The sequence below is a fragment of the Lyngbya sp. CCY1209 genome, assembly GCF_035615495.1.
In the GTDB taxonomy this organism is placed as follows: Bacteria; Cyanobacteriota; Cyanobacteriia; order Cyanobacteriales; family Microcoleaceae; genus Limnospira.
In genome coordinates this window covers 1-374 of sequence record NZ_JAJENU010000292.1, presented here as the reverse complement: position 1 = coordinate 374, position 374 = coordinate 1, and the positions used below count along the sequence as shown (strand labels likewise).

Here is a 374-nt window from a genome sequence, read left to right as displayed (position 1 = left end):
TCCCCGTTGCTCAATTTTGTCATACCTGTTCGGTAGTATTTTCTGAGCGTTTTGTAATTGGCAATTCCGCATCGTGATACTACCCATGCCCGCAGTTGTTGCCAGAGTATATGGTCTAGCTTGTTGAAAATCTCCTTGGAGACTACCCCTGAGTAATACCTTGCCCATCCAGTGATGATGGGATTAAGATGTTTAATCAGGGCGGCTTGAGGTGCTGTTTTATGATTCCTAATCACCTCTTTCACCTTTTCGATGTGGGCTTTGATTGCTTTTTTATTCGGTTTGACGTGGGTTACAAAGCCTAATAATTTACTGCTCCTTCCCCCGCTTTTTCCGGAAACGTGTTTTCCGGCAGGATATTGCCTGATGTTGAA

Annotated in this window: 1 protein-coding gene; it reads right to left on the bottom strand. The window is 44.1% G+C overall.

Annotated elements, in window-relative coordinates; all coding sequences use genetic code 11:
* Positions 1 to 374: group II intron maturase-specific domain-containing protein (locus tag LKE08_RS08455; protein WP_324703777.1), on the bottom strand; the 374-nt coding region annotated here is incomplete at both ends.